Raw genomic sequence first — 26,913 nt, 5'->3', positions numbered from 1 at the left:
CTCTTAAAAACAACTTAAACGGGACCTTCAAAAAGTATTATATTTTACTTAACCTCTTGTTTTTTGAACAACTTATTTGCCTTCAAATCGGACCAATATTTGTTCAGATCGGTTTTCACTTCTCCGGACATGATATACAATCCTATAATATTAGGAAAGGACATTGCCAAGATCATCATATCGGAAAAATCCAATACTGCTCCCAAACTCACTGAAGCACCAATGACCACAAATACTAAGAATAACATTTTGTAGGCATACTCAGTTTTTTTGCTCTTACCAAATAAATAGGTCCAAGCTCTCATTCCGTAATACGACCATGAGATCATGGTGGAAAAAGCAAATAGGAATACAGCCAAGGCCAATACGTAAGGGAACCATGAAATTTGACTTCCAAAGGCATCAGATGTCAATTGGGCTCCAGCCATACCTTCTACTTCATGCATCCCAGTAAAGATAAGCACCAACGCAGTTAGGGTACACACCACTACGGTATCTATAAAAGGTTCTAAAAGAGCAACAAACCCTTCGGAAGGCGGATGGTTTGTCTTGGCCGTACTATGGGCAATAGCTGCCGAACCTACCCCTGCTTCGTTGGAGAAGGCCGCTCGTTGGAATCCTACGATCAAAACACCTACAACCCCTCCCTTAAGAGCACTTGGACTGAAAGCTCCATCTACAATTGCAGAAAACGCAGGCCCTATATTTTCTATGTTCATTATGATTACCGCCAAGGCTGCAACAATGTAAACCGAGGCCATGATTGGCACTACCCTACCTGTTACTTGGGCAATACTATTGATCCCCCCAATAATTACAACACCAACAAGAACAGCTGTTATCACCCCAAACCAAAATCCATTCCCTACAAGTGCCGGGAATTGACCAGATAACTGTTCAAATGACTGGTTGGCTTGGAACATATTACCTCCACCAAAGGAAGCACCTACGGCCAAGACCGCAAATAATCCCGCCAAAACTTTTCCAAAACCTTTCATGTTTCTTTTCTCTAGACCATATCTCAAATAGTTCATTGGTCCACCGAAAACACGTCCGTCAGGAAGTATGTTTCTATATTTTACCCCTAAGGTACACTCTACAAATTTTGAGGACATCCCCAATAATCCACAAACGATCATCCAAAAGGTAGCTCCTGCTCCCCCTAAAGAGACTGCAACACCTACCCCGGCAATATTACCCAATCCAACTGTACCGGATACGGCCGTGGCCAAAGCCTGAAAATGGGTTACTTGTCCAGGAGCGTCAGGATCGTCGTATTTCCCTTTCGCCAAATCCAAAGAATGTCCAAAGCCCTTGATGTTGATAAAGCCCATTCTTATGGTAAAGAACAATGCACCCAATACCAACCATATTACTATAAAAGGAATTCCTTTTTCTTGTGGATCTCCATTAGGATGTCTTATAATTTCCGGGCTGTCATATTTTATGGAAGCCAAAAAATGTGCTCCTTGTTCTATTACATCCTGCTGATTATTGGAATCGTAAATTACCCCACCTTCTTTTACCAAATATTTCAGGCTTCCATCTACAGGGGAATTTACCGTTTCTGTAACTCCTCCATTTCTGGAGACAATAGCAATGGCATCACCCTCTTTTACTTTTGCCCCTTCAGGCTTTAACCATTTCTGAAGCACATATTTATCATCCGCTTCTGGAGACCAGCCTGGTGCTCCTATACGTTTTACATCGGCATAAATCACTGGGTCATAAATTCCAATAGCTGCAAAAGGATCCCAGAAAAGTACAGATCCCAATGCACTTACTGCAGGGGTCATTGCACCATTGAATACTTCTGTGATTTCTTCTGTTGGAACTTTATATGATTTCGAAACAGACTTCCCATTGGAATCCGTTATGGTCACATCATACCCCAGTCCTTCTACCAAGTCACTTGCTCTATTAGAAGACAAGGGGGTAGCTTGATTGCTCCATTTGTAGGTATATGGGGCGGTTCCTCCCTCTACCTCTAGTTCGATAACACCATCATTGATCCTTTTTGATGGGTTAATAAGTTTTTCAGTTACTGTTAATTCTTGGGAAAAAACTGCTAAGGACAGCAGCATAAAAATGGAAGATATATATTTCTTCATAAGAAATTTATGTTGGTATGATTTGATTAACGCTCGGCAATATCTTAAAAAAAATCTTCGGAATCAAGTATTATATTGAAATATCATCAGTCAATGTGGAACATTTCGTTCAATTTCCTAATTTGCTCGGGTCGCCCCAATACAATCACCTTGCTTTTGGGCTGCATCTGCAAATCTGCTTCGGGGTTGATGATATAATTTCCATCGGGTTCAATATACCCTATTATGGTACATCCCGTTTTCCTTCGCAAGTCCAGATCCCTTAGGGAACTACAATTTATGTCATTTGTAAAATCCTCAATGGCGATCTCCTCCAAGTTGGTTGTATGCTCCCCTTCCATGGACAATTTATCCATAAAAGTGATCAAATCTGGCATCACCACTAAAGAGGCCATATGATCCCCACCAATCTTGTCGGGCATGATCACCTTATCCGCACCTGCCAATTGCAACTTCTTTTGAGAAGTGGCCAAGGAAGCCCGACTAATGATGAATAATTTTTTGTTCAGTTGTCTTGCTGAAAGTACCACGAATAAGTTTGCGGCATCATCGGGCATTGCAGCAATTAAATATTGTGCCTTCTCAACGCCAGCTTCTTTCAATACTTCATCATCAATGGCATCACCCTCTACAAATAAAATATCTTTTTCGTATTTCTTTATTACCTCCTTGTCCTTCTCTACCACCACAAATGGTCGTTTAAAAACACTAAGTCGCTCTGTGGCCTGCATCCCATTCCTACCAAAACCACAAACAATGACATGCTTGGACAAACTATTGATTTTTTGTTTCACTTTTTTCTTTTTTAAAAGTTGAAGGGAATTTCTCCCTAAAATATATTCTGTAATAACGGAAATGGCAAATGCAAATATGAAAACACTGGCAATGATCAAAAAGACGGTAAATATCTTGGCTACCGTATCCAAAGGCTTCACTTCTGAAAAACCCACGGTGGTTACGGTGATGACAGTCATATAAAAGGCATCCAACCAACTGTAATCAGATAAATACCTATACCCCATTATTCCTATGGCCAATACACCTAGCACCATTACCAAGGCCAAATATATTTTAGAACGAAAAAGTTTTATCATAGTTAAAGATCAAATACAGAGGTGCGCTTGGTGTATAGCAAGTCCTTTATTTTTAGCCAAAAAGCGAGAAATAGATAAACCGCAAATCCAAAACCTAAGGTGACAAAGGTTAGATATATAAATGTAGTCCTAACTACACGAGCCCTTATTCCCAAGCGTTCCGCAATGCGCCGACATACTTCAAATCCTCTTTTTTGAAGATAGTACAATAAACGATAGAAAGAATCCATGGTCTAAAATTAATTATTTCTGCCCAATATACTAATACCTACGGGACATTGAAGACATTTATTTTTGGTGCAAAAGAAATTGTACAACTGCAATAGGCCCTGCCCCTCCATACCACTATCACAGGATACCCCAAGATCTTGAAAGTTAGAAATAACCGAATTCTCTTCCGGTCTCATTGCTGTAGCAAGATCCATGATGTTAGTGGAATCTAGCTTTCCTTTTGAGCGATCATAACAAAATTTCAAGGGCAGAAGTGCATTGACAATGATTAAATCTACAAAGGAATTGGATAATTTTTTCACTTGCTTTTTGGATTCCTTGCCAAAAGTAAAATGGGTTGTCCAATACGGACTAGCAGCAACCTTGAACACATTATAAATTTCATTAATGGTTTTAGCCTCCATCAGTTTGCTAAAAAGATGTTCCTGGCTACCATATAGAGCGGCAATTTGGGATAACCTGATAGTGGGAAAATTATGTGGGCGTAACTTGAAAAAATCTGGTTTTAGAAGTGTACTTCCCGCTAATGAGTGTTTGACGGTAAGATAGTTGTACTCCTTTTTAAGGGTAAGATAATGATCATCCAAAATGGAGTCGTCTTCCAAGAATCCGGCAATCCCCATCAATACACTTTCTAATACTACGGCATCATTGTTCAATTTTCTGATAATTGGAAAAGGGATCGCTTTTCCAATTTCAAAAAAAGCTTCTCCATTAATTTTTGTGCCGAAACTCCTCATGAGCAATAAAAAAAGGACCTGCTCCCAATCATGATTATGTTCCTTGAGCAACTGTTCAATTAAAACAGACCTAGTTTCCAAACGTTCAAAATAGAGGCGCTCCAACCAGTTTTTAAATTTAAAATCATCAAATTCCTTTATGTTGCCTCCGCAATTAAGAAATGACGTTCTTTTTTTTGAAAACAATTCTGAGTAGGAATCCAGCAGCGATTGTGGGATATAATCCTTTAATTGGAGGGTAGGAACCTTGGTATTATCGGTTCTAAATATACGGGCATCGTCTTCCCAGACAACATGAAGTATTACCGTATTGTACTTTTCATCTGTTTCATGATGGTGCGCATACCAATCCGAAGACCGCAGATGCATTTCTACATTTCCCGCCCACAATTGCCCTGCAATTTTAATCTGGGCATTGAAGAAATCAGGACCCGCCAATTGGTTGTGCCTTCCAAAATCTTTTATTATTATGGATTCTCCGTCAACGGTTATTAAATCTTGGCCTAGCAGTTTTTTGTACTTCCAGATAAAATGCAACAAATCTTCACGCATCTTCCCAAGATAAAAAAATCCCGCCAAATACAGAAAAATATCTATACTTGGCGGGATATTCAAAATTAAAATATCATTAATCTACTACAGCGCCTTCCCACTTCATAAATCCACCTTCTAGATTATAGGTGTTTTTAAAACCTGCATTATTCATTATGGCACATGCTTGTCCGCTCCTATTTCCAGACCTGCAATACACATAATAATTTTTTGTTTTGTCCAATTTCTCCAATTCCTCCAGAAATTCTTGCCCTAAATAGATGTCTATATTGCTAGAACCCGGGATATATCCTTCTTCTACCTCTTCGGAGGTCCGAACATCCAAAATAAATGCGTTATCGTCTTGTTCTAACTGAGAACTCCACTCTTCTTGTGATAAATTTGCCATTTTTTCAATTTTATGGACCAAAAATAAGTCTTTTTCGGTAATAATTGGCAATTCCCCACTTATCAAATCCCCTTTAAGTTTAACAAAATATTATAGTGGCCCCTATTGTAGAATTGAAAAATCAGTTTACATTTGTATATACAATTGTTGTATTAACATGAATGTAGAAGAGATCATAAAAACGGAGAAGACTATTCCATTGGAAAGCAGGACCCTTATTCATTTGAGCTTGGTAGAGCACAAAATAAATGAGGTGATTTCCAATGCCCTCAAACCGTATGAGGTATCACTTCAACAATTTAATGTATTGAGAATCCTTAGGGGCCAGAAAGGGAAACCTGCCAATCTATCTACCTTAAATGAAAGAATGGTTACCAAAATGAGCAACACCACAAGATTGGTGGACAAGTTAATAGCCAAAGGATACGTAGACCGAGTCACATGTGAGAGCAATAGACGTAAGGTAGAGATCAATATAACCGCTGAAGGTAAAGAGGCATTGTTGGAAATGGATAAGGCCATGAAAAAATCCGAATTGTCTGTGGTAAAAAATTTCACGGAAGAGGATCTAAAATTATTGAATAAACTATTAGATAAATTTTAATTTAAAACCAGTAATAATAATGAGTACCTATATAGACAGTTTAAATTGGCGATATGCCACCAAAAAATTTGATGCAACCAAAAAGGTGTCGCAAGAAGACTTGGATGCCTTATTGGAAGCAACCACATTGAGCGCTTCTTCTTTTGGCTTACAACCTTACCAAATACTTGTTGTGGAGAACGCCGAAATCAGGTCTAAATTAAGACCTGCTGCCTGGGACCAGTCACAAATCACGGACGCTTCCCATCTAATTGTTCTGGCCAACCAAAATTCATTTGGGGCTGAGCTGGTAGAGGAATATGTGGACAACGTAAGTGAAACACGAGGAATCCCTGCGGAAGGATTAAAAGGATATGCAGATTTTATGAAATCTAAATTGGTACCTCTTTCTGAAGATGCCAAAGCAGTTTGGACTGCGAAACAAACCTACATCGCCCTAGGTAACCTGTTATCGGCAGCAGCAATCAACAAAATTGATGCCTGTCCCATGGAAGGTTTTGATGCCGAGCAATTCAACGACATCTTAGGCTTAACTGAAAAAGGGTTAAATACATCCGTATTGGTAGCTGTAGGATACCGTTCTGAGGAAGACGAAACACAGCATTACAAGAAAGTACGTAAATCCAAAGAGAATTTAATTACACATATATAATCAAAACAACAAGCATTAACTTTAAAATTAAAACAATGAAAAAAAGCGTATTTAGTTTAGTATTGGCAGTAGTTGTAGGATCTGCAGCATTTGCATCCACTCCGGTTGAAGTAGTAAAGAAAGAAGTGAAAACAGCTGAAAGCACCGTAACCTGGAAAGGGTACAAGGTTACAGGATCCCATTACGGAACCATCAACTTAAAAGAAGGCGCATTGATGTTTGATGGAGATAAATTAACAGGAGGTGAGTTTGTAGTGGATATGACCACTTTGATCTCTACTGATTTAGCAGGTGAGTCTAAAGGAAAATTGGAAGGGCATTTAAAATCAGATGATTTTTTCGGTGTAGAGAGCAATCCAACGTCCAAATTGGTATTTACCAATGTTAAGGCTACTGGGAAAAATTCATACGAGGTAACGGGAGACCTTACTATCAAAGGAAAAACCAATCCGGTAACATTTGACGTTTCTGTTTACGGAAACAAAGCTACGGCTACAATGAAGGTAGACCGTTCCAAATACGATGTTAAATACGGTTCAGGAAGTTTCTTCGATAACTTAGGAGACAAAACTATCTATGACGAATTTGATTTGGTGGTAGATTTAGCTTTCTAAATCCATAAATTTAAAATGTTTTAAACCTCACTTTTGTGGGGTTTTTTATTTTTTCCATAACAGCTGTTTGTCAATCTAAATTTCCTCCCTATATTTGAGGCTCAATGAAAAACAGAATTGCAAATACTTGGTGGTGGAAAAACTTACGAACAACGTCGTGAGCAGAGCATCATTGTAGTTATACTATATAAAAGGCTTGTCATCACGACAAGCCTTTTTTCATTTTTGCTAAAATTCTATTAGAGACATTAAAATTGAGTACATCCATGAAATACGAGTTAATTACCCATTATAAAAAAATCCTTGCGGATACCATTACCCCGGTAAGTGTCTACCTTAAGATAAGGGATAGGTTTCCAAACAGCATTCTATTGGAGAGTAGTGACTATCATGCGAATGACAATAGCTTTTCCTATATCTGTTGTAATCCCATTGCTTCAATCAAGGTAGAGAATGAATTGGTGTCACAACATTTTCCGGATGGCTCCAAAAAGGAGATTTCCATTAACGGCAATACGGACATTCCATCCATCCTGGATGATTTCAGCAAGAAATTCCACGCCCAAAACAATGACTTTAAATTCATCAACAATGGTTTGTTTGGGTATATGGCCTATGACGCTGTACGTTATTTCGAAGATTTAAACCTCACCAAAAAGGATAATAGCATCCTTATTCCGGATATCTATTATGCCGTTTATCAAAACATTATTGCCATAAATCATTTTAAGAATGAGGCCTATATTTTTGCTCATTGCCATAAAACTGAAAACAACATATCAGAAATAGAACAGATCTTAAGTGCCAAAAACTTCGCCTCCTTTAACTTTTCCAAAACTGGTGATCCCATCTCCAATTTAAAAGATGAGGATTATAAGGAGCAAGTTGCATTGGCAAAAAAACACTGTCAAAGAGGCGATGTGTTCCAATTGGTTTTGTCTAGAAGGTTTTCACAAGAATTTAAGGGGGACGAATTTAATGTGTACAGGGCTTTGCGCTCCGTTAACCCTTCCCCTTATCTATTTTATTTTGATTATGGAGATTTTAAAATATTTGGAAGCTCCCCGGAGGCCCAATTAATTGTAAAGGATGGCAAGGCCGAAATACACCCAATAGCGGGTACCTTTAAAAGAACAGGCAATGATGAGCAGGATGCAGTACTTGCCAAACAACTAAAGGTTGATGATAAGGAAAACAGCGAACACGTAATGTTGGTAGATTTGGCCAGAAACGACCTTAGCCGCCATGGTACCGACGTGGTGGTAGAGAATTATAGGGAGGTGCAATTTTTCTCCCATGTGATACACTTAGTATCAAAAGTAACTGGGCAAAAGAAAAAAGATACACCAACGATGAAAGTTGTGGCGGATACTTTTCCTGCAGGAACCTTAAGTGGCGCCCCAAAACACATGGCCATGCAATTGATAGATAAATATGAAAAGACCAGCCGTGGCTATTACGGGGGGGCCATCGGTTTTATGGATTTCCATGGCAACTTCAACCACGCCATTATGATTCGCACCTTTTTGAGCAAGAACCACGAATTACATTACCAAGCCGGAGCGGGTATCGTAGCGGCATCAAACTCAGATGACGAACTACAGGAAACCTACAATAAACTGGGAGCATTGACCAAAGCCCTTGAAATCGCGGAGACCATATAAAAACCCAACAATTAGTTCACCAATCCGTTTTTAATCGGGATAGAAAAAGAGGAAATGAAAAACATACTAGTAATAGATAACTACGACAGCTTCACCTATAATCTTGTACATTATTTGGAAGATTTAAATTGTAAAGTAACCGTAAAAAGAAATGATCAATTGAGCTTGGAGGAGGTAGCTCCTTTCGATAAAATAGTTCTTTCACCAGGACCAGGTATTCCTGATGAAGCAGGTCTTTTAAAGGAAATCATTGCCACTTATGCCCCCACAAAAAGTATTTTTGGGGTTTGTTTGGGGCAACAGGCCATTGCGGAAGTTTTTGGAGGTTCCTTGGATAATCTAGACCAGGTATACCATGGCATTGCAACAAAGATCACCATTGTAAAAGACGATATCCTTTTTGAGGGAATGCCAAAGGAAATTGAAGTAGGTCGCTACCACTCATGGGTAGTAAACACAAATCTTCCTTTGTCCCTGGAAGTCACATCAGTTGATGAAAATGGACAGATAATGTCCCTTCGACATAAGGAATATGATGTGTGTGCCGTGCAGTTTCATCCAGAATCGGTGCTAACTCCAGAAGGAAAGTTGATGCTAAAAAATTGGGTGGAAAATTAATACGCAAAGTCCCAAAAGGCCATGTGCATTACTGGCCAACATTTGTAAATATATAGCTGGGAATTCAGAGGATTGTTCACTGGAAACGTCTTTAAAACTCCCATAACAGATAAGAAAATGAAACAGATTTTAAATAGATTGATCAACCACGATGTGCTCTCTAAAGCGGATGCCAAACAAGTATTGGTGAATATCGCCAAAGGGGATTATAACACCAGCCAGATTGCAGCATTTCTTACCGTGTATATGATGAGAAGTGTCACTATTGAAGAGCTGGAAGGATTTAGGGATGCCCTTTTGGAACTTTGCCTGGCGGTAGACCTTTCTGCTTATAACCCAATTGACCTTTGTGGTACAGGTGGGGATGGCAAAGACACCTTTAACATTTCCACCTTGTCATCATTTGTAACAGCAGGGGCTGGGATCAAAGTAACTAAACATGGGAATTATGGGGTATCCTCCACCTGTGGCAGTAGTAATGTCATGGAGTTTTTGGGGATTAAATTCAGCAACGACCCTGGATTCCTCGAAAAGTCGATAGATGAAGCTGGTATATGTGTCTTACACGCCCCCTTGTTCCACCCGGCCATGAAAAATGTGGCTCCCATCAGAAGGGAATTAGGAGTAAAAACATTCTTCAATATGTTGGGGCCCATGGTCAACCCCGCCTTTCCGAAAAACCAAATGGTAGGGGTTTTTAATCTTGAGCTTGCCAGAATGTACGGTTACCTATATCAGAAAACCGATATTAACTTTACTGTTTTGCACGCTTTGGATGGTTATGACGAAATTTCCCTGACCGGGAATACCAAGACTATCTCGAACCATTCCGAAACCATATTAAAACCTTCAGATTTTGGAGTGGAGACCATTTTACAATCGGAGATTGCCGGAGGAGAGAGTATAGAGGATTCGGCTCAAATTTTCCTTAATGTCCTTCAGGGCAAGGGTACGGTCCCACAAAACAATGTGGTTTGTGCCAATGCAGGAGTGGCCATTGCCACGGTAAAAAATGTAAGTCCAAAAGAAGGCTTTGAATTAGCCAAGGAGTCGCTCCTATCCGGAAAAGGATTGGCAGCCCTCAAAAAGCTTCAGGCCCTTAGTGCACAATAAATTAACTATTAGAAACCCACGCTAAACAATAACGGTCTCTAGAACAAATGAATATATTAGATAAAATAGTCCTGGATAAGCGCAAGGAGGTCAATTTAAAAAAATTGATCATCCCTACCACACAATTGGAAACTTCGGCCCTATTTGAACGGCCAACAATTTCACTTGCTAAGGCTTTGCAACATAGCGATACCGGAATAATTGCGGAACACAAACGGAGATCCCCTTCAAAAGCGGTGATCAATCAAAAACTCAATGTGCAAGATGTAGCCACTGGTTATGAACAGGCAGGTGTTTGCGGCATGTCGGTGCTTACAGATGGAAAATATTTTGGTGGTTCCATGGACGATTTACTCCTTGCTCGGGCATCTGTAAATATGCCGCTACTACGCAAAGAATTTATTATAGATGAGTATCAAATCTTGGAGGCCAAGTCCTATGGGGCCGATGTCATTCTTTTGATCGCCGCTATTTTATCGAGAGATGAAATAAAGGCCTTTTCAGAATTTGCAAAAAATCTGCACCTCAACGTTTTATTGGAAGTGCACAACGAAGAGGAACTTCACAAATCCATTATGCCCAGCTTGGACATGTTGGGGGTGAACAACAGGAACCTAAAAACTTTTGAAGTCAGTTTGGAAACAAGCAAAAGTCTGTCTACCATTATTCCCGATGATTTTGTAAAAGTCTCTGAAAGTGGGATCAGTTCCATGGAAGCTATCCAAGAATTAAAGAACTACGGATATAAGGGGTTTTTAATAGGTGAAAATTTCATGAAAACGGATAATCCAGGGAATAGTGCCCAACAATTTATAAAGTCGTTAAAAGGGGCCTAATAAATTGAAAGGAACCTCTGAATAATGGAAAAGAAGACATTAATTAACAGCAATATGAAGAATTCTTTCAAAAACCAAGAAGTAAAGATCAAGGTCTGCGGGATGAAATATGCAGAGAACATGGAGGCGGTCGCTAATTTAGGGCCAGATTACCTAGGGTTCATTTTCTGGGAACCTTCCAAGCGAGTTTTTACAGGGGATTTGGGTAGGTTACCTTCTTCCATAAAAAGAGTAGGTGTTTTTGTAGATGCCTCCCTTGATGAAATTATTCAAAAAGTTTTAGAATTTGAGCTCCAGGCCGTACAATTACATGGTGCAGAATCCCCAAAATTCTGTAAGGACCTGAAGGAAAATCATACTATTCAGCAGCGGAGCACCTTGGAGATCATAAAGGTGTTCTCCATTAAAGACGATTTCGATTTTTCTATTTTGGCTGATTACGAAGCAGTATGTGATTATTACTTATTCGACACCAAAGGTAAATTGCCTGGCGGTAACGGATATACTTTTAGTTGGGAGGTCCTCACAAACTATCCCTCCACCAAACCATTTTTTTTAAGTGGCGGAATTGGACTGGAAGAGCTAGATAAGCTAGCCACTTTCCTACAAAGGCCAGAATCCCAATATTGCCACGCCATAGACGTAAATAGCAGGTTTGAGGTAGAACCAGGGAGAAAGCAAATTGAAAAACTTAAAACATTTATGCAATTTTTACGTAAATAATAATTTAAGATGATGACATTTAACGTAGACGAAAAAGGATATTATGGGGATTTCGGCGGGGCTTATATTCCGGAAATGCTCTATCCCAACGTAGAAAATCTGAGGGAGAACTATTTGAAGATTATGGCTGAACCTTCCTTTAAAGAAGAGTTTGACCAATTGTTGAAAGATTATGTGGGCAGGCCCTCTCCCCTGTATTTTGCCAAGCGTTTATCCGAAAAGTACAACACAAAGATCTACCTAAAAAGGGAAGACCTAAACCATACCGGGGCTCATAAAATCAATAATACGATAGGTCAGATCTTAATGGCCAAACGTTTAGGAAAATCTCGGATCATTGCGGAAACCGGAGCAGGGCAACATGGTGTTGCCACCGCCACGGTATGTGCCCTTATGGGGATGGAATGTATTGTTTATATGGGAGAGATAGATATAGCACGTCAAGCTCCCAATGTGGCCCGTATGAAAATGTTGGGGGCGCAGGTGCGTCCCGCACTTTCCGGTAGCAGGACTTTAAAGGACGCCACTAATGAGGCTATACGGGATTGGATCAACAATCCTGTGGATACCCATTATATTATTGGTTCCGCTATTGGCCCTCACCCCTATCCAGATATGGTTACCCGTTTTCAGGCGGTGATTTCAGAAGAGATCAAATGGCAGTTGAAAGAAAAGGAAGGGAAAGAAAACCCTGATTACGTCGTTGCCTGTATTGGAGGTGGAAGTAACGCTGCCGGGACGTATTATCATTTCCTTCATGAAGAAGAGGTAGGTATTATTGCCGTAGAGGCCGCAGGAAAAGGTGTGGATTCTGGCGAAAGTGCCGCTACTTCAGCTTTGGGCAAGGAAGGTATTATCCATGGATGTAAAACTTTGTTGATGCAGACTTTGGACGGACAAATTACCGAACCCTATTCCATTTCGGCAGGTTTGGATTACCCAGGAGTTGGACCGATGCATGCCCATCTTTATAAAACAGGAAGGGCAGAATTTATTTCGATCACCGACGATGACGCTATGCAGGCAGGCTTGGAGCTTTCCAAAATGGAAGGCATCATTCCTGCCATAGAAACGTCGCATGCCCTTGCCATTTTTGAACATAGAAAATTTAAACCGGATGATGTAGTGGTCATTAACCTATCTGGCCGGGGCGATAAGGACCTCAACACTTACATAGAATATTTTAATTTGGCTTAGTACCCACACGATGAACAGAATCAATCAGAAATTACAAGATAACAAGAAGTTACTTTCCATATATTTTACTGCCGGATACCCAGCTTTGAACGATACCGTAAAAATCATTCAGGACTTGGAGAAAAATGGGGTGGACATGATAGAGATTGGATTGCCCTTCAGCGATCCCTTGGCAGATGGTCCGACCATTCAGGCAAGCTCTACTCAAGCCCTTAAAAATGGCATGAACACTGCCCTACTTTTTGAACAATTAAAGGATATTAGAAAAACGGTCTCCATTCCCTTGATCGTGATGGGCTATTTTAACCCTATGCTACAATATGGTGTAGAGGCCTTCTGTAAAAAATGTCAGGAAATAGGGATAGATGGCATCATCATGCCCGATTTGCCATTGGATGTGTATCAAGACAAGTACGAGCATATTTTCAAAGCAAACGGACTTGCCAATATTTTCCTGATTACCCCTCAGACCAGCGATGCCCGTATCCAACAAATTGATGCAGCTTCCAACGCCTTTATCTATATGGTGAGTTCTGCAAGCGTAACAGGCTCCCAAGATGGGTTTGGCAACAGCCAGGAAGATTATTTCAACAGGATTGCCAATATGAACCTTAAAAATCCTCAAATTGTAGGATTTGGGATCAACAATTCAGAGACCTTTAAACAGGCTACTAAAAAAGCAAAAGGAGCCATAATTGGTTCGGCATTCATCAAGCATTTAACGTACAAGGGAGTAAATGACATTGCGGAATTTGTAAAATCCATTCGCTAAAAGATTCCCTTCCATATAAATTTAATTAAGGCACCTACAATGGATTTAATCAACAACTGGAAAATAGTCTTGCTGTTATGTCTGACCATAGGGCTGGCCCCCTTTGTTCCGGAACCTCATATTCTAGGGAAATTAAAATGGATAATGGGCGGTGCAGCGGGCATGCAACCCATGGACTGGTTCGATGTTTTGCTACATGGCTTTCCTTTCATATTACTTATAAGGCTGCTCTTTTTAAAAATTATTTCAATACGAACAAAGAGCTAAAATAGCGCCCTGTTTAAGACTTATAAAAGAGATTGGGTAAATACGCTTATTATAAAAGTATTCGCTAAATTTAGCTTTTTAAAATTCACTAAAACCTTCATGAAAAAATTACTGTTTCTATCAATATTCCTTGTGTTTTCTGCAATTTCTGCCCAAGAGGCCATACAATTGAAATCAAGTGTAAGACACACTATTGATGAGTTAAGGGATTTTGTTTCAATTCCGAATGATGCCCTTGAACATGCAGATATCAACAGGAACATTACCTGGCTTACCAAAAAATTCAACGAACGCGGTTTTAATACCTCCGTATTGCCAACAGATGGGGAATCCCTATTTTTTGCGGCCCTACCTATGGAGGATTCCAAACCTACCATCTTATTCTATATGCATTTTGATGGCCAGTCCGTTGATCCTTCCAAATGGGATCAGCCGAACCCCTATAATGTGGTATTGAAAGCTCCCGAAGGTGATGGCTGGAAAAACTTATCCTTTGATGAGCTCAATGATGATATCAATTACGAATGGCGATTGTTCGGTAGGTCTACCTCTGATGATAAAGGTCCTATTGTGATGTTTTTGAATACTATAGATCTTTTAAAAAAAGAAAACAAAGTTCTCCCGTATAACATTAAGGTGATACTGGATAGTGAAGAAGAAAAGAGTAGTGCCCCTTTGGCGAAGGCTGTTAAACAGTACAAAGAACTTTTAAAGGCCGACTTCCTGATCATCAACGATGGACCGGTTCACAATTCTGGTAAACCTACAGTGATTTATGGCTGCAGGGGTATTACCACCCTTTCCCTGACCACCTATGGACCAGAAAAACCTCAACATAGTGGTCATTATGGAAATTATGCCCCCAATCCCGGCTTTCAACTGGCCCAAGTACTGGCAAGCATGAAGGACACAAAAGGAAAGGTCATCATTGATGGGTTCTATAACGGTATTACCTTGGATGAAGCCACAATGGGCATTTTAAAAAGTGTCCCTGATGATGAAACTGAAATTAAAAAAAATCTTCAGATAAAAACAGCTGAAAAAGTTGGAAATTTCTATCAAGAAGCTTTACAATATCCATCGTTGAACATCAGAGGACTGGGTTCGGGGTGGATTGGTGATAAGGCACGTACCATTGTTCCCGAAAGTGCCACCGCTGAAATAGACCTCCGTTTGGTACCTGAAAGCGATGGAACCCGACTTAAAAATCTGGTAAGGAAACATGTTGAAAAACAAGGCTTTTTCATCACTGATAAGATTCCTACTAAAGAGGAACGCCTAGCACACGATAAAATCATGACCATAACAGAAGGGACAGTTACCAATGCCTTTAGAACGGACCTGAATAATCCCTACGGTAATTTTTTGGTTGAGACCTTAAAAAACACTTTTAAAGAAGAAGTAGTACAAATCCGTATAATGGGAGGCACTGTTCCTATTGCCCCCTTTATAAACGAATTAAAGATTCCTGCCTTTATTGTCCCTTTGGTAAACCCGGACAATAATCAACACAGTCCAAATGAAAATTTGAAAATTGGACAAATAGCTTATGGGATTGAAGTATTTTATAATATACTGAGTACTCCAAAACTGTAAAAATTCATCTAATGTCCTGAGAATTCATCAATTGAATATACTATTGTACGATTAAAAAAGACTTCCAGTTATGGGAGTCTTTTTTTTGTTCAAGATCGATTTTTCCTCACCTGATAAGAATAGCGCAAACGACCCAAAGGTTGACGTAAACACGCCATGGCATTTAATTAATGAACCATAAAGCTTATATTTAGGTGAACAGTGTATCATAGGCTATTATTAATATCCTCTGAACAAAACTTTAAAAAGAACGCTGCAAAAGCCATTAAATGAAAAAATTTGACGCCATTATAATAGGATCTGGTCAGGCGGGCACCCCTCTGGCCTTTAAGCTTGCCGGGGCAGGAAAGAAAGTTGCCTTCATAGAAAAAGAGCATTTTGGAGGAACTTGTTTAAACACGGGATGTACGCCCACCAAGGCCTATGTAGCCAGTGCCCGTAGAATGTTCGATACTAAAAATGGTGAAGAATTTGGCATCCATATTCCAGCTGGGTCCAAAACCGATCTGGCGAAAGTAAAAAAACGGAAGGATGATCTGATACAGGGATCTGTAGAAGGCATAAAGAAGGGAATTGAAGACAATGAAAATATAACCCATATTGCCGGAACCGCCTCCTTTGTTGGAGAAAAGACATTAGCAGTCAATGGAAAGGAAATTTCGGCCGAAGAAATCTATATCAATGTGGGAGGCCGTCCTAGAATGCCAGAGGAATACAAAGCTGCGGAACCCTTGGACAATCAAAGTATTTTAGAACTTACCGAGCTTCCAGAACATCTCGTTATTGTTGGCGGGAGTTATATAGGATTGGAATTTGGTCAAATGTTCAAGCGCTTTGGTTGCGAAGTCACCATCGTAGAAAAAAACAGTGCAATTATAAGCCGGGAGGATGAAGACATTTCAGCATCCATTCAGAAAACCCTGGAAAAGGAAGGGGTGAAATTTCGACTCAATGCCACTTGTATGGGAGCTAAAAAATTGGACGACGGAAAAATTTGCGTCAATGTCAATTGTGACCAAGGGGAACCACAAGTTATAGGCACCCATGTATTATTAGCTGTCGGTCGGGTTCCCAATACGGATCTCCTGAACTTGGAAAAAGCTGGGATAAAAACCGATGATAAGGGTTTTATAAAAGTCAACGATCATCTTGAAACCAATGTCTCAGGTATTTATGCCCTCGGAGACTGTAATGGGGAAGGTGCTTTTACGCATACAGCTTACAATGATTTTGAAATTATTGCCAATAATAAATTGGACGGAGGGAACAGAAAGGTTTCTGATAGAATCCTTACCTACGGGCTGTTTGTAGATCCGCCTCTAGGACGTGCTGGCATGACCCTATCCCAAGCCAAAAAAACGGGTAAAAAGTTGTTAGTGGGCAAAAGGGAAATGAGCAAAATAGCAAGAGCGAAAGAAAAAGGAGAAACAGATGGTTTTATGCGCGTGATTGTAGATGCCGAGACCAAAGAAATAATGGGAGCCTCCATACTTGGGGTTGGAGGTGATGAGGTCATAAGCGGGATATTGAACATCATGACCGCCAAACAACCGTATACAGTTATTCGCGATTCTGTTCAAATACACCCTACAGTTAGCGAACTCCTTCCTACCCTCTTAGAAGGATTAAAACCATTGGAAAATTGAAGGTTACCTGATGATCCTTTAACATTCCCTAACAAAAGTTTATACATGTATTAACGGGGCTTCTCTATAAGTAATAGTATATTGACTATGAACCTTAAAACAAAAATGAAATGGGAATTATAGACGATAAAAGATTGAAAAGAAAAACAGAACAAAAAAATCCTACCAATCCAACTGGAAACACAACTGTTGAGACCAACAAATTTGATATAGATGAGCAAACCATCAAAGACCAACAGAAAAAGAAATAGTTGAAAAAGTTTTTGCCATCAACAACATGGCATCATTTTGCAATTAAAAAAATTGACTATACTGTAAGACCCGAAAATCAATTGTATTGAATTTTGGGTCTTTCATTTTCAATTCCTTGTACAAGGGCAAACTACCCACAGCTCTATTGGCCGCTCCAGAAGGAGCCGTTAAGGAAACAGTTCTTATAGTTCGTTCCACCGCTTTATTATTCTCTGCTGAGGGCAGTTTAAACTCATGAATTCGCGGCACCTCATTTGAAATCAATTTCAATCGAAGTCCAAAATCATTTAAATGCTTTCTAAAGAAATACTCAGGGCCATTTTTACTGTTTCCCCCTGTAAATAATAGGGTATGGACTTTTGGGTATTTGTGAAGATATCCTATGACGTTTCTAAGCTGTATTTGTTGCATTCCCAAATCGGAGGCATCAATTTTTAAACGCTCAGAACTGGCCACAATATCACATATTCCAATACCCCGGTTTCTTAAAAAATTCTGTCGTTGTGCGATAGCTTCCCCAGTGGTCTCAAATTCCAAGTTCAAATTAAATATCCGATCCAAAATTGGCCATAACTGTCCATCTCTACTGCCATAGGAAAAATCAACATCCCCTTGCTTAAGCTCTCCCGTAGTAAATCTTGGCGGAGGCAAGGTACCCACTATCAGTTTTGTGGCCCCTTCAAATAAGAAGGGTTCATAAGGATGTGTGTGCAAAAACGGTTCCATAGCGGTAATTAAGAAAATCAGATCCAACCATACAAGCTATCCGACTTAATTATATTAAAATTGACTACTCCATGACGAGTACCAAATCTTCGGAATTGACCAAAGTCCCCCCTTCCAATTGAATTTTAAATACTTTTCCTTCCTCAGTCGCGGTTACTGTGGTTTCCATTTTCATTGCTTCAATAATAAAAAGGGGTTGGTTTTTCTTCACTGATTGTCCTTTTTCTACCAAAACGGCGGATAATAAACCTTGTAATGGGGACCCAATGTGCTTTGGGTCATTATTATCTGCCTTAATCTTTTCTTGCTTTACAACCGTTATAGAAGTATCCCTGATCAATACACTTCTAGATTGTCCATTTACTTTAAAGATGATGCTGACATTGCCATTTTCATCTGGTTCACCTTTTAACATTAATGAAACCAGAATGCTCTTCCCCCTATCCAATTCTACCATTATTTCTTCCCCTATATCCATTCCATAAAAGAAATTTTTGGTGGGAACGTTCATTAGATTACCATACTTAAGATGTTTTTGATAGGCATCGCTAAATACTTTTGGATATAATTTATAGGATAGAAAGTCGGTTATTTTCAATTCCCTGCCCATTCCCGCAGAAAACTGATTCCTGAACATTGCAAATTCATGTTCAAAATCGATGGGAGCCAAATGGGCATTCGGCCTTTCTGAATATGGCTTATGCCCTTTTAAGATTGTTTTTTGTAATTCTTGATTGAAGCCCCCCACCGGCTGTCCTAAATCGCCTTTAAAAAAACTTAAGACCGATTGCGGAAAGGAAATCGATTCACCTTTTTCCTGAATGTCCTTAACGGTTAAATTATTGCTAACCATAAATTGCGCCATATCCCCAACCACTTTTGAGCTTGGGGTAACTTTTATAATGTCCCCAAAAAGTTGGTTAACCTCACTATACATCTTTGTTATTTCGGGAAATTTATCTTCCAGCCCCAAGGCAATAGCCTGTCCTTTAAGATTTGAATATTGACCTCCTGGAATCTCGTGCTTGAACACATCTCCGGTGCCCGATTTTAAACCAGATTCAAAAGTGTAATAATAATTGCGCACAGTTTCCCAATAATTGGAATATTCGGACAGCTTCTCTGAATTAAGCATAGGGGCCCTTTCGTGAAAACGCAACATTTCCACGATGGAATTGAAATTGGGCTGGGAAGTTAGTCCTGATAATCCACCTATAGCCACATCCACAACATCAACACCAGCCTCAATAGCCTTTAAATAGGTTGCTGCCTGAAGGGAAGAAGTGTCATGGGTATGCAAATGAATAGGTATCTTTAGTTCGGACTTTAGTGCCGATATGAGTTCAAAAGCAGCATATGGCTTTAACAATCCTGCCATGTCCTTGACCCCTAAAATATGAGCTCCAGCGTTTTCAATTTCTTTTGCTAACTGAACGTAATATTTTAGGTTATACTTGGTTTTATTCACGTCCAGAATATCTCCGGTATAACAGATGGACCCCTCGGCCAAGCCCCCTGTTCGTGTGCGGACATGCTCTATACATGGAGCAATGGACTGCATCCAGTTGAGTGAATCGAATATCCGGAAAACATCAATCCCCGTTTCCCAAGATTTTTCAACAAATTTTTCAATGAGGTTATCGGGATAAGCAGTATACCCAACCCCATTGGAACCGCGAATCAACATCTGCAGTAAAACGTTTGGCATTGCTTTGCGCAACAATTCCAATCGTTCCCACGGATTTTCCTGTAAAAAACGCAAGCAGACATCAAAGGTGGCTCCGCCCCATACTTCCATACTAAAAATCTCGGGATGATTTTTGGCATATCCCTCTGCAACTTTCAGCATGTCGACGGTCCTCATGCGCGTTGCCAATAAACTTTGGTGGGCATCCCGCATGGTGGTATCCGTAAAATGGACTTGCTTTTCGTTTTTTAACCAACTTGAAAACTTCTCGGGCCCAAGCTCCGTAAGCAAATCCTTTGTCCCTTTTGGGTAACCACCGGTTCTGTTAAATGAAGGAACAATTGGTTTGGTAAACACATGATTGACATTTTTCTGTTTTACATCTGGATTACCATTAACAATGACTTCACCCAAAAATTCAATCAATTTATTGGCCCTATTTTTGGGCTCGACAATTTCGAATAATTTAGGTTCGTTTTGTATAAAATTGACCGTGACCTTCCCTTCCCTAAAAGTTGGATGCTTTAAAATATTATCCAAAAATGCCATATTGGTTTTAACCCCGCGGATACGGAATTCCGCCAAAGCTCTTCTCATTTTTCTACAGGCTCCATCCAAAGTCCTCCCCGTGGATGACACTTTAACAAGCATGGAATCAAAAAATGGGGAGATGTTCACTCCTTGGTAAAGACTTCCGGCATCTAGCCGAATTCCAAATCCTGCAGCACTTCTGTATGTAGTCACTATGCCATAATCTGGCTTAAAATCATTAGTGGGGTCTTCTGTTGTTATTCTGCACTGCAGTGCAAAACCCGTAGTTGAAATGGCAGCCTGGTTTTTTATTTTTATTTGTTTATCCGAAAGTTTATAGCCTCCAGCAATAAACAATTGCAATTTCACCAAATCATAGTTGGTGATCATTTCTGTCACCGTATGTTCTACCTGGATCCGTGGATTGACCTCGATAAAATAAATGCTTCCATCGTCGTCAACTAAAAACTCCACCGTTCCTATATTGTCATAATTTACAGCCTTACAAATAAGAATAGCGTAGGAATAAAGCTCATTCCTCATTTTCTGAGGCAGCCCTACCGAGGGCGCGAATTCTATAACTTTTTGATATCGGCGCTGCACCGAGCAATCTCTTTCGTAGAGGTGTACTATATTACCGTGGGTGTCTGCGACAATCTGTATCTCAATATGTTTAGGGTTTTCAACAAATTTCTCCAAGAACACAGAATCATCTCCAAAAGCATTTAGGGATTCCCTTTTTGCCTCTGGAAAGCCCTTTCTTAATTCTTCCTCATTACGGATTACCCTCATTCCACGACCACCTCCCCCTGAAGCCGCTTTTAGCATAACAGGGTAACCGATTTGCCCTGCTTCTGACAAGGCCGTTTTAATATCCGTAAGATCTTTGATACTACTTTTGATGATTGGAATGTTGTTGGCCACAGCAACTTCTTTTGCTCTAATCTTATCCCCTAGAGCCAATAGGACAGATACTTTGGGACCTATAAATACAAGCCCATTATCCTCGCATTTTTGAGCAAAGTTGGCATTCTCCGATAAAAACCCATAACCAGGATGTATCGCGTCCACATCGTTCTCCTTGGCGACTTTAATTATAACGTCTATATCCAAGTAGGGTTTCAAAGGTTCCTTATCCTCTCCTATCTGATACGATTCGTCGGCTTTATAACGATGTAAGGAATATCTATCTTCATACGTATATATCCCAACAGTTTTTACGCCTATTTCCACGCAGGCCCTAAAAATTCGAATGGCAATTTCACCTCTATTCGCTACCAATACCTTTTTTATCTTCATGGGCTATTTATGCTAGAAAGTTAGAATTACACCAACAGACATGACAAAAAAGTGAACAAGCCTGTATAGCAAACTTACTCTTTTTAGCTTAGGCTTCATCTTACCGGAATTGAAAAAACAACCCTATATACTTTCTATTCAATATATTCCAACCTATATGAAGGTCAGACATATACCAAGTTATTAGGTTTGCCGATCAATTATTATCTTTTAGCCTAGGACAAAAAAATAACGGAATGAGCCTGAAGTTGATGTATGAATAGTTTAAATTTAGGAAACTAAAAAAAATAAATATGGGTAAAGGTGATTTAAAATCAAAAAAAGGTAAAATTTCCAATAATTCTTATGGGGCCAGAAGAAAACGCAAAATTAAAAAAAGGCCTACGGTAGAGGAAAAATTGAAAATCGAAAAAAAGAAATAAACTTAATCTATCACGAAGTTTAGCTGAACCTCCCCTGTTTCCAGGACATTGAGTTCATAGGTATAAAAGCCAGGGGACAATGGGGTCTCCCCAACAAAGTCGATCGGCTGAAGGATAAATACGCCCTCTTCCCCTGAGGTGATTTTTATATAATCGTAAGAATAGGCTGTCTCGTATTCCAAATAATCCGAAAACCCATTAGGGGTTACATTTTCATGAATCTTATCCTCTGCCCCGACCTGAACGGAGTCGAAATTAATACTACTAACGTTTTTTACCCTGATATTTGCCATGGTAACGGTGTCATCCCTATCGGTGCAACCAAAACAAACCAATACAATAAGTAATACTGCTGAAATTACTTTGCCCATCATCTGATCTTTTAAAATTAGTATCAAATAATAAACGTTTATTGATGGGATATATTATCGCACAAAGACAGGTTCTAGCACATTTTCGGTGAACTGCTCACTATAGGCATAACCATCTACATCAAATGCCTTAATATCCTCTAAAGTCTCGGCATTGGTATCCAAAATATAACGTACCATAGAACCTCTTGCCTTTTTGGCAAAAAAACTGATAACCTTTAGCTTATCGTTTTTCCAATCCTTAAAAACTGGTGTAATGATGGGCACTTTAAGGGACTTTTTATCAATGGCACTGAAATACTCGTTACTGGCCAAATTCACAAACAACTCCCCATCCCCCAATTCTTCGTTTAGGTGGGCGGTAAGTTGCTTTTTCCAAAATTCATATAGATTTTTCTTTCTCCCAATCTTCAGCTGGGTCCCCATTTCCAAGCGATAGGGCTGCATCAGGTCCAGAGGTTTTAGAATACCGTACTGTCCGGATAATATCCTTACCTTATCCTGTAAATTCTGTAGCCGTTGTTCTGGAATTGTGTAGGCATCCAAACCCTGATAAACATCCCCACTAAATGCATAAATGGCAGGTCTGGCGTTTTCCTTGGTGAACGGCACTTTAAAATTCTGGTTCCTTTCCCAATTCAATTCCGCCAAATTCCCAGAGATATCCATCAATTTTGACAGCGCTTTTGGCTTTTTTTTGGCCAACACTGCATTGAGTGTCTCTGCTTCTTTTAAAAAGACGGGTTGTGTAAATTTATCTGTGGGCAATTCACTTTCAAAATCGAGCGATTTTGCTGGCGATATTACAATTTTCATTCTTTTTTAAAATTTAAATTCCTAATCGTCGGTTAAAAATAACACCTTCCCGCAAATAAAACCCTGCCTTACAAAAGGACTTTTCAATACTTCTATCGATGAATCTTATTCTTCCAGACTGTGCTTGGCATACTGTCGCCATTTATCAATACAATTAGCCATATCCTCAGGAATCTCCGAATCGAAACGCATAAATTCTCCAGTAACCGGGTGGACAAAACCTAAGGTTTTTGCATGTAGGGCTTGCCTTGGCAAGATCTTAAATGCATTGTCCACAAATTGCTTGTATTTGGTAAAGGTTGTGCCCTTTAAAATTTTTTCTCCCCCGTAGCGTTCATCATTGAACAAGGTATGCCCTATATACTTCATATGCACCCTTATCTGATGTGTCCTTCCAGTTTCCAACTTACAGGAAACGACGGTAACATACCCCAAGCGTTCCAATACTTTATAGTGCGTGACCGCTTCCTTGCCTTGATCCCCTTCAGGAAAAACCTCCATTTGGAGTCGGTTTTTAGGATTTCTGGCAATATGTCCTTCAATGGTACCACTTTCATCCTCCACATTGCCCCAGACTATGGCTACATATTCCCTTTCGGAAGTTTTATCATGAAACTGTTTTGCCAAATGCGTCATGGCCGCTTCTGTTTTAGCTACCACTAGGAGTCCAGAAGTATCTTTGTCTATTCTATGAACAAGCCCTGGCCTTTCATCACTGTTCAATGGAAGCGAATCTATGTGGTGCAACAGCGCATTGATCAAGGTGCCAGAATAATTGCCGTGACCAGGATGTACAACCATCCCAGGCGTTTTGTTTACCACCAATAACACATCGTCCTCATAAACTATATTTAAGGGGATATCCTCTGGAGTAAGAAGAAACTCATAGGGAGGATGCTCGAACATCACACGTACCTCATCACCTGCCTTCACTTTATAGTTGGACTTAACGATGGAATCATTCACCCAAATATTTCCTTCTTTGGCGGCTTGTTGAATTTTGTTCCTTGTGGCGTTTTCAATAAAATTCATCAAAAATTTGTCAACCCTAAGTGGCTCTTGCCCCTTTCCGGCTACAAATTTGAAATGTTCAAATAACTCCTCTTCATTCAATTCCGGCCCATTTACCTCTTCCATATGTTATTCTTCTGATTCATCTTTAATGACAGCCCTTTCTGTTATTTCTCCCCTTCCACAGACAAGTTCAATTTTGGAAGTCTTGGGTAATTGATCCCCTGGCTTTATATATTTCCCTTTAAACCTTATCTCGTACACCATATCCTTGCCCATTTCTTCAATGTAGGTAATACGTTGTACGTCCAGACCTACAGCCCTTAATTTTGAAGTGGCATTACGAATGGAATTTTGAATAATGTCTGGGACAGTTACTTTATTATATCCTGATGGATTGACCGTGACATAAATTTTCCTGTTGGATTTTACCTTGTTCCCAGCCGGCGGGTTCTGCTCAATAACCGAAAATCTTGGATAGTCGGGATTGTAATTAGCAGAATCCAACACCTCGTACCTAAGGTCGTTTTTCTCTATCACATTCCTCATGTCTGAAACCGATAATTTTGAAAGATCGGGCACAGTAATAAATTCACCATGATTGGTTGAACTTTTTAACCATTGCATTGTTCCAAAAACCAATAGCACCAAAACCACTACTGCGAGTGCCAATTGTTTCAAAAAAACCTTACTTCCCAAAAAACGGAAAAAACTCATCCTAACTCTTTTAATAATCCGAACAAATATATGAAACACAAAGCTTTTTTCTTTACTTTAAAAAAATGATATTTGTTTTGATGGTTTAGGTATATGGCAACCTTGATAAATACACCTATCCATAACATACAACCTAGTATTTACAGATGAAAAAGAACATTGCCATCATTATGGGCGGGTATTCCAGCGAATATAAAATTTCACTAAAAAGTGGAGGGGTCGTATTTAAATATTTGGATAAGGAAAAATACAATGCCTTTCCTATCCATATTTTTAAGGATAAATGGGTTCATGTAGATGAAGAACAAAACGAGCATCCCATAAATAGGAATGATTTTTCCTTGGACTTGCCCAACGGAAAAATAGTTTTTGATTGCGTCTTTAACGCCATCCATGGTACCCCTGGTGAAGATGGTTTAATGCAGGGATATTTTAAATTGATGGGCATTCCCCAAACTTCATGTGACTATTACCAAGCGGCCTTGACCTTTAACAAAAGGGATCTTTTGAGTGTGCTTAAACCATATGGCATTATATCTGCCACATCCTATTACCTAAATTTAGGAGATCCTATCAATGAAGAGGAGATTGTCAAAAAAGTAGGTCTTCCCTGTTTTGTTAAGGCAAATAAAGCTGGAAGCAGCTTTGGCATTTCCAAAGTCTACCAAAAAGAAGATCTTTCTGAGGCAATTTTAAAGGCCTATAAGGAAGATGATGAAATTATCATTGAAAGTTTTTTAAATGGTACAGAAGTCTCTGTAGGGGTCATTACCTATAACGGGGAGACCAAAGTATTGCCAATAACCGAAATTGTCACCGAGAACGACTTTTTTGATTATGAGGCCAAATACGAAGGGAAATCCAAAGAAATTACCCCTGCCAGAATTACGAAAGAGCAGGAATTAATGGTGTCTGAAGCTGCAAAACGCGCCTACGAAGTATTGAAAATGAAAGGGTTCTCTAGAAGTGAGTTCATTTTTGTAGGGGACCAACCCTATATGTTGGAGATGAACACAACGCCAGGTCTCACCGAAGAAAGCATACTACCCCAACAGGCCAAGGCGGCTGGCATTGAACTGCCACAGCTTTTTGAAAGTGCCATCAAGGAAGCCTTAAAAGAAAAATAAGTAACTTTAACCAACGCAAAACCAACCGTAATGAGACGTGCCATTTTTCCAGGCTCCTTTGACCCACTGACCCTTGGACATTTTGATATCATCCATAGAGGGATTACCCTTTTTGATGAATTAGTCATTGCCATAGGAATCAATGCCGATAAGAAATACATGTTCACCCTAGAAGAAAGGACCCAATTTATCAAGGAGGCCTTTAAGGATGAGCCGAAAATTAAGGTTATGACATATGAAGGTCTAACCGTAGATTTTTGTAAAAAAATAAATGCCAGTTTCATTTTAAGGGGCCTTAGAAATCCTGGAGATTTCGAGTTTGAAAAAGCTATAGCACATACAAATCGTAAACTCTCAGAAATTGAGACCGTCTTTCTTCTCACCTCTTCCGGTAAATCCTATATCAGTTCGTCTATCGTGAGGGACGTTATTAGAAATGGTGGGGATTATACAGGATTGGTTCCAGATAGTGTTCGTGTCAAAAAATAAGAACAGATTTAAATTCACAAAATCCGTAATACAACGGCCTTAATTAT

General features: G+C 39.6%; 28 protein-coding genes. 17 read left to right on the top strand and 11 right to left on the bottom strand.

From position 1 onward, the window contains the following. Nucleotides 1-44: 44 nt before the first annotated feature. The 5 genes from ABXZ32_RS15345 to ABXZ32_RS15325 form a co-directional block, all read right to left on the bottom strand. Nucleotides 45-2,111, bottom strand: coding sequence for an amino acid carrier protein (locus ABXZ32_RS15345; RefSeq protein WP_354619573.1), 2,067 nt, complete (start codon nt 2,109-2,111; stop codon nt 45-47). A gap of 86 nt (nt 2,112-2,197) precedes the next feature. Further along, nucleotides 2,198-3,205: a potassium channel family protein gene (locus ABXZ32_RS15340; RefSeq protein ID WP_354619571.1), complete on the bottom strand. Its 1,008-nt coding sequence runs from the start codon at nt 3,203-3,205 to the stop codon at nt 2,198-2,200. A gap of 2 nt (nt 3,206-3,207) precedes the next feature. Beyond that, nucleotides 3,208-3,435 carry a PspC domain-containing protein gene (locus ABXZ32_RS15335; protein ID WP_082591046.1) on the bottom strand — a complete coding sequence of 76 codons (228 nt, stop codon included), beginning with the start codon at nt 3,433-3,435 and terminating at the stop codon, nt 3,208-3,210. Between the two features lie 9 nt (nt 3,436-3,444). Further along, nucleotides 3,445-4,728 carry a DUF2851 family protein gene (locus ABXZ32_RS15330; RefSeq protein WP_354619570.1) on the bottom strand — a complete coding sequence of 428 codons (1,284 nt, stop codon included), beginning with the start codon at nt 4,726-4,728 and terminating at the stop codon, nt 3,445-3,447. 76 nt (nt 4,729-4,804) lie between these two features. Further along, nucleotides 4,805-5,116, bottom strand: a complete 312-nt coding sequence (locus ABXZ32_RS15325) for a rhodanese-like domain-containing protein (protein ID WP_354619569.1) — start codon at nt 5,114-5,116, stop codon at nt 4,805-4,807. 157 nt (nt 5,117-5,273) lie between these two features. Between ABXZ32_RS15325 and ABXZ32_RS15320 the strand changes: the two genes are divergently transcribed. The 14 genes from ABXZ32_RS15320 (at nt 5,274) to ABXZ32_RS15255 (ending at nt 17,669) form a co-directional block, all read left to right on the top strand. After that, nucleotides 5,274-5,720, top strand: coding sequence for a MarR family winged helix-turn-helix transcriptional regulator (locus ABXZ32_RS15320; protein ID WP_354619568.1), 447 nt, complete (start codon nt 5,274-5,276; stop codon nt 5,718-5,720). 19 nt (nt 5,721-5,739) lie between these two features. After that, nucleotides 5,740-6,372 carry an NAD(P)H-dependent oxidoreductase gene (locus tag ABXZ32_RS15315; protein WP_354619567.1) on the top strand — a complete coding sequence of 211 codons (633 nt, stop codon included), beginning with the start codon at nt 5,740-5,742 and terminating at the stop codon, nt 6,370-6,372. A 35-nt stretch (nt 6,373-6,407) separates the two neighbouring features. Next, nucleotides 6,408-6,986 carry a YceI family protein gene (locus tag ABXZ32_RS15310; RefSeq protein ID WP_354619566.1) on the top strand — a complete coding sequence of 193 codons (579 nt, stop codon included), beginning with the start codon at nt 6,408-6,410 and terminating at the stop codon, nt 6,984-6,986. A 266-nt stretch (nt 6,987-7,252) separates the two neighbouring features. Then, nucleotides 7,253-8,650: an anthranilate synthase component I family protein gene (locus ABXZ32_RS15305; RefSeq protein WP_354619564.1), complete on the top strand. Its 1,398-nt coding sequence runs from the start codon at nt 7,253-7,255 to the stop codon at nt 8,648-8,650. 54 nt (nt 8,651-8,704) lie between these two features. Continuing rightward, nucleotides 8,705-9,268 (top strand): anthranilate synthase component II, encoded by a 564-nt coding sequence (locus ABXZ32_RS15300; RefSeq protein ID WP_354619563.1) that lies wholly within the window; start codon nt 8,705-8,707, stop codon nt 9,266-9,268. Between the two features lie 117 nt (nt 9,269-9,385). After that, a complete protein-coding gene (gene trpD, locus ABXZ32_RS15295) occupies nt 9,386-10,381 on the top strand; it encodes an anthranilate phosphoribosyltransferase (RefSeq protein ID WP_354619562.1) in 996 nt (331 codons plus the stop codon). A 47-nt stretch (nt 10,382-10,428) separates the two neighbouring features. Next, nucleotides 10,429-11,217, top strand: coding sequence for an indole-3-glycerol phosphate synthase TrpC (gene trpC, locus ABXZ32_RS15290; protein ID WP_354619561.1), 789 nt, complete (start codon nt 10,429-10,431; stop codon nt 11,215-11,217). A 54-nt stretch (nt 11,218-11,271) separates the two neighbouring features. Then, nucleotides 11,272-11,940: a phosphoribosylanthranilate isomerase gene (locus tag ABXZ32_RS15285; protein WP_354619559.1), complete on the top strand. Its 669-nt coding sequence runs from the start codon at nt 11,272-11,274 to the stop codon at nt 11,938-11,940. 12 nt (nt 11,941-11,952) lie between these two features. Continuing rightward, complete coding sequence (gene trpB / locus ABXZ32_RS15280; protein ID WP_354619590.1) at nt 11,953-13,137, top strand: tryptophan synthase subunit beta; 1,185 nt, start codon at nt 11,953-11,955, stop codon at nt 13,135-13,137. A 10-nt stretch (nt 13,138-13,147) separates the two neighbouring features. Beyond that, the gene (gene trpA / locus ABXZ32_RS15275; RefSeq protein ID WP_354619557.1) at nt 13,148-13,909 is read left to right on the top strand and encodes a tryptophan synthase subunit alpha; all 762 of its coding nucleotides are present in this window, start codon (nt 13,148-13,150) and stop codon (nt 13,907-13,909) included. A gap of 39 nt (nt 13,910-13,948) precedes the next feature. Then, entirely contained in the window at nt 13,949-14,176 is a 228-nt protein-coding gene (locus ABXZ32_RS15270; protein ID WP_354619556.1) for a hypothetical protein, read from the top strand. A gap of 99 nt (nt 14,177-14,275) precedes the next feature. Then, nucleotides 14,276-15,772, top strand: a complete 1,497-nt coding sequence (locus tag ABXZ32_RS15265) for a M20/M25/M40 family metallo-hydrolase (RefSeq protein WP_354619555.1) — start codon at nt 14,276-14,278, stop codon at nt 15,770-15,772. Between the two features lie 269 nt (nt 15,773-16,041). Beyond that, complete coding sequence (locus ABXZ32_RS15260; RefSeq protein ID WP_354619554.1) at nt 16,042-17,418, top strand: FAD-containing oxidoreductase; 1,377 nt, start codon at nt 16,042-16,044, stop codon at nt 17,416-17,418. 110 nt (nt 17,419-17,528) lie between these two features. Further along, nucleotides 17,529-17,669, top strand: a complete 141-nt coding sequence (locus ABXZ32_RS15255) for a hypothetical protein (RefSeq protein ID WP_354619553.1) — start codon at nt 17,529-17,531, stop codon at nt 17,667-17,669. Between the two features lie 43 nt (nt 17,670-17,712). On the opposite strand, the gene ABXZ32_RS15250 is transcribed toward ABXZ32_RS15255, so the two are convergent. Continuing rightward, entirely contained in the window at nt 17,713-18,396 is a 684-nt protein-coding gene (locus ABXZ32_RS15250) for a uracil-DNA glycosylase family protein (protein ID WP_354619552.1), read from the bottom strand. 64 nt (nt 18,397-18,460) lie between these two features. After that, nucleotides 18,461-21,913 carry a pyruvate carboxylase gene (locus ABXZ32_RS15245; protein WP_354619551.1) on the bottom strand — a complete coding sequence of 1,151 codons (3,453 nt, stop codon included), beginning with the start codon at nt 21,911-21,913 and terminating at the stop codon, nt 18,461-18,463. A 293-nt stretch (nt 21,914-22,206) separates the two neighbouring features. On the opposite strand from ABXZ32_RS15245, the gene ABXZ32_RS15240 reads away from it, so the two are divergent. Further along, nucleotides 22,207-22,335, top strand: coding sequence for a 30S ribosomal protein THX (locus ABXZ32_RS15240; RefSeq protein WP_354619550.1), 129 nt, complete (start codon nt 22,207-22,209; stop codon nt 22,333-22,335). 2 nt (nt 22,336-22,337) lie between these two features. Here ABXZ32_RS15240 and ABXZ32_RS15235 read toward each other — a convergent pair whose 3' ends face one another. The 4 genes from ABXZ32_RS15235 to ABXZ32_RS15220 all read right to left on the bottom strand — a co-directional run bounded on the left by ABXZ32_RS15235 (nt 22,338) and on the right by ABXZ32_RS15220 (nt 25,250). Next, on the bottom strand, nt 22,338-22,733 hold the full coding sequence (locus ABXZ32_RS15235) for a hypothetical protein (protein ID WP_354619549.1): 396 nt from the start codon (nt 22,731-22,733) through the stop codon (nt 22,338-22,340). Nucleotides 22,734-22,760: 27 nt separating this feature from the next. Further along, entirely contained in the window at nt 22,761-23,522 is a 762-nt protein-coding gene (yaaA, locus tag ABXZ32_RS15230) for a peroxide stress protein YaaA (protein WP_354619548.1), read from the bottom strand. A gap of 105 nt (nt 23,523-23,627) precedes the next feature. Continuing rightward, on the bottom strand, nt 23,628-24,659 hold the full coding sequence (locus tag ABXZ32_RS15225; protein WP_354619547.1) for an RluA family pseudouridine synthase: 1,032 nt from the start codon (nt 24,657-24,659) through the stop codon (nt 23,628-23,630). Nucleotides 24,660-24,662: 3 nt separating this feature from the next. Continuing rightward, on the bottom strand, nt 24,663-25,250 hold the full coding sequence (locus ABXZ32_RS15220) for a PASTA domain-containing protein (RefSeq protein ID WP_354619546.1): 588 nt from the start codon (nt 25,248-25,250) through the stop codon (nt 24,663-24,665). Nucleotides 25,251-25,396: 146 nt separating this feature from the next. Between ABXZ32_RS15220 and ABXZ32_RS15215 the strand changes: the two genes are divergently transcribed. Together ABXZ32_RS15215 and coaD are read left to right on the top strand one after the other, a co-directional pair. Next, nucleotides 25,397-26,377, top strand: a complete 981-nt coding sequence (locus ABXZ32_RS15215; RefSeq protein WP_354619545.1) for a D-alanine--D-alanine ligase — start codon at nt 25,397-25,399, stop codon at nt 26,375-26,377. Between the two features lie 30 nt (nt 26,378-26,407). After that, on the top strand, nt 26,408-26,866 hold the full coding sequence (coaD, locus tag ABXZ32_RS15210; protein ID WP_354619544.1) for a pantetheine-phosphate adenylyltransferase: 459 nt from the start codon (nt 26,408-26,410) through the stop codon (nt 26,864-26,866). Nucleotides 26,867-26,913: the final 47 nt, after the last annotated feature.

The sequence above is a fragment of the Sediminicola luteus genome (assembly GCF_040566555.1).
Classification (GTDB): domain Bacteria; phylum Bacteroidota; class Bacteroidia; order Flavobacteriales; family Flavobacteriaceae; genus Sediminicola.
The sequence above is the reverse complement of the archived record's forward strand: the minus strand, read 5'-3'. Positions and strand labels throughout refer to the sequence as shown.

Excerpts from the sequence above, each read along its gene's own strand:
- ABXZ32_RS15245 (WP_354619551.1), bottom strand. The coding sequence starts at position 21,913 with ATGAAGATAAAAAAGGTATTGGTAGCGAATAGAGGTGAAATTGCCATT.
- yaaA (WP_354619548.1), bottom strand. The coding sequence starts at position 23,522 with ATGAAAATTGTAATATCGCCAGCAAAATCGCTCGATTTTGAAAGTGAA.
- ABXZ32_RS15225 (WP_354619547.1), bottom strand. The coding sequence starts at position 24,659 with ATGGAAGAGGTAAATGGGCCGGAATTGAATGAAGAGGAGTTATTTGAA.
- ABXZ32_RS15325 (WP_354619569.1), bottom strand. The coding sequence starts at position 5,116 with ATGGCAAATTTATCACAAGAAGAGTGGAGTTCTCAGTTAGAACAAGAC.
- trpB (WP_354619590.1), top strand. The coding sequence starts at position 11,953 with ATGACATTTAACGTAGACGAAAAAGGATATTATGGGGATTTCGGCGGG.
- ABXZ32_RS15330 (WP_354619570.1), bottom strand. The coding sequence starts at position 4,728 with ATGCGTGAAGATTTGTTGCATTTTATCTGGAAGTACAAAAAACTGCTA.
- ABXZ32_RS15215 (WP_354619545.1), top strand. The coding sequence starts at position 25,397 with ATGAAAAAGAACATTGCCATCATTATGGGCGGGTATTCCAGCGAATAT.
- trpD (WP_354619562.1), top strand. The coding sequence starts at position 9,386 with ATGAAACAGATTTTAAATAGATTGATCAACCACGATGTGCTCTCTAAA.
- ABXZ32_RS15255 (WP_354619553.1), top strand. The coding sequence starts at position 17,529 with ATGGGAATTATAGACGATAAAAGATTGAAAAGAAAAACAGAACAAAAA.
- ABXZ32_RS15300 (WP_354619563.1), top strand. The coding sequence starts at position 8,705 with ATGAAAAACATACTAGTAATAGATAACTACGACAGCTTCACCTATAAT.
- ABXZ32_RS15320 (WP_354619568.1), top strand. The coding sequence starts at position 5,274 with ATGAATGTAGAAGAGATCATAAAAACGGAGAAGACTATTCCATTGGAA.
- ABXZ32_RS15315 (WP_354619567.1), top strand. The coding sequence starts at position 5,740 with ATGAGTACCTATATAGACAGTTTAAATTGGCGATATGCCACCAAAAAA.
- ABXZ32_RS15335 (WP_082591046.1), bottom strand. The coding sequence starts at position 3,435 with ATGGATTCTTTCTATCGTTTATTGTACTATCTTCAAAAAAGAGGATTT.
- ABXZ32_RS15270 (WP_354619556.1), top strand. The coding sequence starts at position 13,949 with ATGGATTTAATCAACAACTGGAAAATAGTCTTGCTGTTATGTCTGACC.
- ABXZ32_RS15220 (WP_354619546.1), bottom strand. The coding sequence starts at position 25,250 with ATGAGTTTTTTCCGTTTTTTGGGAAGTAAGGTTTTTTTGAAACAATTG.
- ABXZ32_RS15260 (WP_354619554.1), top strand. The coding sequence starts at position 16,042 with ATGAAAAAATTTGACGCCATTATAATAGGATCTGGTCAGGCGGGCACC.
- coaD (WP_354619544.1), top strand. The coding sequence starts at position 26,408 with ATGAGACGTGCCATTTTTCCAGGCTCCTTTGACCCACTGACCCTTGGA.
- trpC (WP_354619561.1), top strand. The coding sequence starts at position 10,429 with ATGAATATATTAGATAAAATAGTCCTGGATAAGCGCAAGGAGGTCAAT.
- ABXZ32_RS15345 (WP_354619573.1), bottom strand. The coding sequence starts at position 2,111 with ATGAAGAAATATATATCTTCCATTTTTATGCTGCTGTCCTTAGCAGTT.
- ABXZ32_RS15285 (WP_354619559.1), top strand. The coding sequence starts at position 11,272 with ATGAAGAATTCTTTCAAAAACCAAGAAGTAAAGATCAAGGTCTGCGGG.
- ABXZ32_RS15305 (WP_354619564.1), top strand. The coding sequence starts at position 7,253 with ATGAAATACGAGTTAATTACCCATTATAAAAAAATCCTTGCGGATACC.
- ABXZ32_RS15340 (WP_354619571.1), bottom strand. The coding sequence starts at position 3,205 with ATGATAAAACTTTTTCGTTCTAAAATATATTTGGCCTTGGTAATGGTG.
- ABXZ32_RS15310 (WP_354619566.1), top strand. The coding sequence starts at position 6,408 with ATGAAAAAAAGCGTATTTAGTTTAGTATTGGCAGTAGTTGTAGGATCT.
- ABXZ32_RS15250 (WP_354619552.1), bottom strand. The coding sequence starts at position 18,396 with ATGGAACCGTTTTTGCACACACATCCTTATGAACCCTTCTTATTTGAA.
- trpA (WP_354619557.1), top strand. The coding sequence starts at position 13,148 with ATGAACAGAATCAATCAGAAATTACAAGATAACAAGAAGTTACTTTCC.
- ABXZ32_RS15240 (WP_354619550.1), top strand. The coding sequence starts at position 22,207 with ATGGGTAAAGGTGATTTAAAATCAAAAAAAGGTAAAATTTCCAATAAT.
- ABXZ32_RS15265 (WP_354619555.1), top strand. The coding sequence starts at position 14,276 with ATGAAAAAATTACTGTTTCTATCAATATTCCTTGTGTTTTCTGCAATT.